Source organism: Streptomyces sp. LZ34, assembly GCF_053890475.1.
In genome coordinates, this window is the sequence record NZ_CM132680.1 from 1,750,164 (window position 1) to 1,755,281 (window position 5,118).

A 5,118-nucleotide genomic window follows, 5' to 3' on the forward strand; every position below is an offset into this window, starting at 1 on the left:
TGCGCGGGGCCCGGTCACCGCGCCGCGGCACACTCCCGCACCAGGGACGCCAACCGGTCCAGCCCGACGTCGATGGTTTCCGGCATCAGCTGGCTCAGGGAGAGACGGATCTGCTCGTATCCGCCGTCTCCGCCGTAGAAGTGGGACATGGGAGTCCACAACACGCCGTGTTCCTTGGCGGAGTACTCGAGCAGCTCGTCATCCGCCCGGAACGGAACCGTCAGGGTGAGGAAGAAGCCGCCGGTGGGGGTGTTCCAGGAGATCCGGGGCCCGGGCGCCTGAAGCCCTGGCGCCGGATCTCTCGGGAAGCGGCGAGCCAGCCCTTCGAGGATCAGTCGGAGATTGCGCTGGTAGACCTCGATCTCCCGGCGGTTCGCGGCCGGGAGGCTGTAACCGTGCTCCACCAGCGCCCCGCCGACCACGGCTTGGGCCCAGGGCGAGGTGTTCACCGTGAGCATGCTCTTGATGGTCGAGAGGTGGTCGGCGAGGAGGGAGGTGCCGCCGTTCTCGTCCACCACACGCTGATCGGCGACCGCGTAGCCCACCCGCGCCCCCGGCAGGACCGTCTTGGCGAACGAGCCGAGCCGGACGACCCTGCGCCCGGTGTCCAGCGCCTTCAACGACGGCAGCCTGTCCGCTCCGGCGAACACGCCGTACGCGTTGTCCTCCAGCAGGAGCAGATCCTCCGCCTCGGCCACCCGCAGCAGCTCCCGCCGCGCCTCGAGATCCAGGCTGATGCCGGTCGGGTTGGCCACATCCGGCACGATGTACAGGGCGCGTGGCCGCAGGCCCGAAGCGCGGGCCTCGGCTATCTGCGCAGCGAGGTCGTCGAAGTCGATCCCCCGGTCGCCCCCGCGGACCGGGCGGACGGGGAGATCGACGAGGCGCGCCGCGCCCGTCAGCCCGACGTATGTGGGAGAGATCGCGAGGACGATGTCCTGCGGGCCGGTGCGCAGGGCCCGCAGCACCAGGAACATCGCCTCCTGGCAGCCGACCGTGATGACCAGGGATTCGCTGGAGACCGAGATTCCCTCATCGACTTCCAGATGTCTGGCGACCAGCTCATGGATGATGCCCTTGGTCCGGCCGTACTGGAGAACCGTCCGCTTCGCCTCGGCCTCGGTCATGCCCCGCTCGCGGCGCAGATGGTCGATGAAGACATCTACGTAGCGGTGGACTTCGGCGAAGTCCAGGAACTCCTCGCTCGGGCGCCCGGCCGCGAACGAGATGGCGTTCGGAAACCGGATGGCGACTTCGTTGAGGAAGTTCATCGAGGCCATCGCCGGGTCCGCGAGCGAGCCGTGCAGCTGCGACAGCCGCACGTCGTGGACATCGCTCGCGCGTACATCGGTGGCGCAGACATCGTCGGCGCGGTCACCGAAATCGGTCATTGGTGGTCACCCCCACAGTGGCATGGCATGGTCGTCGTCCGCAGTCGGGCCACGGCGGCCAGGTCGGGGCACCCCGCCAGGGCCATGGCGTGCCGGAACTCCTCCCCCAGAAGCGACAGGACTCGCGCACACCCCGCCTCGCCACCGGCCGCGAGCCCCCACATGACGGGACGCCCCAGCAGAACACCCGAGGCGCCCAGCGCCAGCGCGCCCAACACGTCGGCGCCGCTCCGGATCCCGCTGTCCACCAGCACCTGGCAGCTCTCCCCGAACGCGCCCCTGACGGCCTCCACGACACCGGGCAGCGCCACGGCGGTGGGCACGGCCCCGTCCAGCTGCCGCCCTCCGTGGTTGGACACCACCACCGCAGCCGCTCCGAGCTCGGCCGCGCGCAGGGCGTCGGCCGGATGCGACAGCCCCTTGACGACGAGAGGCAGACCGGTGCGCTCCCGCAGCCACTCGATGTCATGCCAGGTGAACGACGGCGCGAAGGCGGATGCGGTGTGTGTGGCGACGGCCGAGCCGCGTTCGGCGCGTTCATGTGCACTGCTCATGGCTCCGCCGTCCAGGTTGGCGGCCCGGATGGCCGGCGGCAGCACGAAACCGTGCCTCATGTCGCGCAGCCGCCGCCCCATGACCGGCACATCCACGGTCAGGACCAGCGCTTCGCTTCCGATCGCCTCGGCCCGCTGGACCAGGTCGAGGACGGCGCCCTTGTCCCGTAGCCAATAGAGCTGGAACCAGGTGGTGGCGCCGGTGGCCGCGATCTCCTCCATGGGGACGCTGCTCAGCGTGGACACCGTATAGGGCACTCCGCTGTCCGCCGCCGCCCGCGCGACCGCGAGCTCCCCCTCGGGGTGGAACAGACGCTGATACGCGATGGGCGCCACGGCCACGGGCAGCGCGGCCGGGCTGCCCACCAGCGAACAGGTCGGGTCACAGGACGACACATCGGCGAGCACACGGGGCACCACCGCGACGCGGTCGAACGCACTGCGGTTGCCGGCCAGTGTCCGCTCCCGCTCCGCGCCGCCCTCCAGCCAGTCGCAGAGCTCGACGCTGAGCTCCGAACGCGCGAGATCCGCGAAGTCCGCCACGGAAAGGGCGGCCGCGACGGGATCGGTCGGTCCCGCGCCGGCGCGGTCGCCCGATCCCTGGTCGGCGGGGAGCTTGGTCACTCCGCCTGCCCCTTCGCCGCCGCCGCGCGCTGCAGCTCGATCGCCTCGTAGAGCGCCCGGATGTTGTTGCTGCCGAACGTAGTGGCCCGAATGCGTTCGATGACCTCGAAGAAGAGCGTCCCCCGAGGATGCACGGAACGGGTGAATATCTGAAAGAGCTGGCCGTCGTGGTCCTCGTCCACCAGCACACTCAGCTCCCGGAGTTGCTCGACCGAATGGCGCAGCGGCGTCAGCCGAGCGGTGAGCAGATCGTAATAGGTCGCCGGGGTAATCAAGAAGGGCACGCCACGTCCGCCCATCGTGCCGACGCTGTGCACGATGTCGTCCGTGGCGAACGCCACATGCTGAACCCCGGCCCCGCCGTGATCGGCGAGGAAGCTCTCGATCTGCCCCGCGCGCGCTCCCGGCATCGGCTCGATCAGCGTGAAGGTCACCTCGCCCGAACGGCTCTGCACCACGGCCGAGTCCATCCCCATCGGGCCCACCTCGATGCGCTCTTTGAAGACCACCGGCATGTCGAAGACGTCGGCGTAGAAGCTCGCGGCCGCCGACAGCTCACCCAGCGGCAGGCATACCGCGAAGTGGTCGACGTGCAGCAGCCCGACCGGGTCCTCAGTCGTCAACTCCTCAGCCGTCAGCGGGCGTGGCTCGGGCAGCCCCGGAAGGCGGTCGACCGACGCACCAGGGCGCCGCTCCACCAGCGTATGGATCACATCCCCGAAGCCGGCCACCGCCGCGGTGACACACCCGTCCTCTTCCCGCGGCGGCGCCACCTCCACGGCCCCATTGGCCATCAGCTCGGCGTACGTGGCGCGGACGTCCGTAACGCGCAGAGCGATATCGGCGACGCCGTCGCCGTGTCGCTCGACATAGGCCCGCGCGGGGTGGCCATCGGAGAGGGCCTGCGTCACCAGCAGTCGAATACGGTTCCGTCCCAGCAACGCGGACCGGTGATCGCCCCCACGGCTGCCACGGGTCGGCGGTACGAGCAGCTCCAGTCCGTAACCGGCGGACAGTTCACTCACTGTCGCCTCGACGTCGGTCACAAAGAACTCGATGTGGTCCAGGGTCAGGCCGGTCAGTCCGGAATGGTTGACACCATCAGTCATGGGAAATGCTCTCCTTGATTCCTTGAGGATTCCGTGGAGTTGCTTTGACTGGTCTCAATCAGGAAATCTGAAGATCAACAGAGAAGAGCCCCGCTATTCGATCGACCGCCTCCTCCAAAGACCCCCGGGGCACGATGCGCAGACTGGGTTCGGCCTGAATCGGCGAACGATCCCGCGCCATTCTCACCCGCCCGCCGCCGGTCACATTGAGGAGAACGGAAGCGTCTTGCGGAATTCTCCCCTCCCGCACCGCGGTGAGGAGAGAGGCAACGGCCACCGCAGCTGCCGGCTCGATATCGATCGACTCAATGTCGTTGAACATGTCCATGGCCGCACCGGCCGACTCACCATCGACCGCGAGGACATCGCCGTCGCTCTCGACAAGCACATCATAGACCCCGGAATGAACCGCATAGGGCGGAAACCGGTTCGTGAGCTCATCGGCGAACGCACGCCGCACGGCACGCTTGTCGTCGTCCACGGAACCGCGGACCAGGAAGCGCTGACCGGCCTGCCACGCCCTGTGAATGGGGGCGAACGAATCATTCTGGGAGAGGAAAAGCCTCGGCAGCGCCTCCTTCGACGAATTCCAGGGGGTTCCCGCCGTCAAGCGCTTCGCGGCCTCGTGGACCGCGATACCACCGGCGGCGCTGCCAACGGCTTGGAAGTAGAAGTCCGGCAGCTCGCCCATGGCCTCCACCGCGGAGTACATGACCGTCGCCAGCCCATCGCGGCGCCCCACATTGCGCACCCCTCCCTCCAACTGGAAGCCGGGCAACTTCCCCACCGCCTCGGACAGCGCGATGGCATCCGCATAGTCGGCGTCTTCCAGAACGACCAGCCGGACCAACGGATGCAGCGCCTCGGGCAGCTTCAGCCGACCGAGCCCGACCGCCGGCACGATGAGGAGACACGGCTGCCCGTAGCGGGAACAGACGGAGGCGAAGGCGGCCGCCGTATTACCGGCCGAGGCCACCACCAGGACCACGGGATCCTTCGGCAGCCTGCCGAGAACCGTATAGGCCTCCAGTTCCTTGAACGTCCCGGTCTCCAGATTCCCGCCGCGCTCGGGCCAGTACCCATTGAACGCCACCCAGAGGCCGGGAATCCCCACAAGACGGGAGAGCCGCTCGCTCCGGAACACCACGGGGCGCCCGGAGCCCGGGATCTCCCGGTCGACCGGCAGCCAGTGACGGTATCGGAAGATCCCCTCGCCCTCACGCACCGGTGTGAAGTTGTTCTCCGTGTATTCCGTATGAAGCAGCGCGGGCTCATGACCAATGGGGCATGCGAGCATCACCCCGTCATCCACATACCTTTTTCCGCAAAACGAACACATCAATGAATAGTGGCGTTTACCCGACACTTCCACTCCGATGTCTCCCATTCCGAGAATCTCACGACCCGGCCCACAGGGCAGGGCAGGGTCCGCCCACACGG

Annotated in this window: 4 protein-coding genes; all 4 read right to left on the reverse strand. The window is 68.2% G+C overall.

Annotated features, from left to right (window positions below):
• Window positions 1-14: 14 nt before the first annotated feature.
• The 4 genes from ACWY4P_RS06335 to ACWY4P_RS06350 all read right to left on the reverse strand — a co-directional run bounded on the left by ACWY4P_RS06335 (window position 15) and on the right by ACWY4P_RS06350 (window position 5,065).
• Window positions 15-1,391, reverse strand: a complete 1,377-nt coding sequence (locus ACWY4P_RS06335; RefSeq protein ID WP_456209142.1) for an aminotransferase-like domain-containing protein — start codon at window positions 1,389-1,391, stop codon at window positions 15-17.
• A complete protein-coding gene (locus tag ACWY4P_RS06340) occupies window positions 1,388-2,569 on the reverse strand; it encodes an alpha-hydroxy acid oxidase (protein ID WP_456209143.1) in 1,182 nt (393 codons plus the stop codon). The genes ACWY4P_RS06335 and ACWY4P_RS06340 overlap by 4 nt, the downstream gene beginning before the upstream one ends.
• Window positions 2,566-3,615 (reverse strand): 4-hydroxyphenylpyruvate dioxygenase, encoded by a 1,050-nt coding sequence (gene hppD, locus ACWY4P_RS06345; RefSeq protein ID WP_456209144.1) that lies wholly within the window; start codon window positions 3,613-3,615, stop codon window positions 2,566-2,568. The genes ACWY4P_RS06340 and hppD overlap by 4 nt, the downstream gene beginning before the upstream one ends.
• A gap of 121 nt (window positions 3,616-3,736) precedes the next feature.
• Window positions 3,737-5,065, reverse strand: coding sequence for a cysteate synthase (locus ACWY4P_RS06350; protein WP_456209145.1), 1,329 nt, complete (start codon window positions 5,063-5,065; stop codon window positions 3,737-3,739).
• Window positions 5,066-5,118 lie beyond the last annotated feature (53 nt).

Coding starts and splice junctions, on each gene's coding strand:
- ACWY4P_RS06335 (WP_456209142.1), bottom strand. CDS start 1,391: ATGACCGATTTCGGTGACCGCGCCGACGATGTCTGCGCCACCGATGTA.
- ACWY4P_RS06350 (WP_456209145.1), bottom strand. CDS start 5,065: ATGGGAGACATCGGAGTGGAAGTGTCGGGTAAACGCCACTATTCATTG.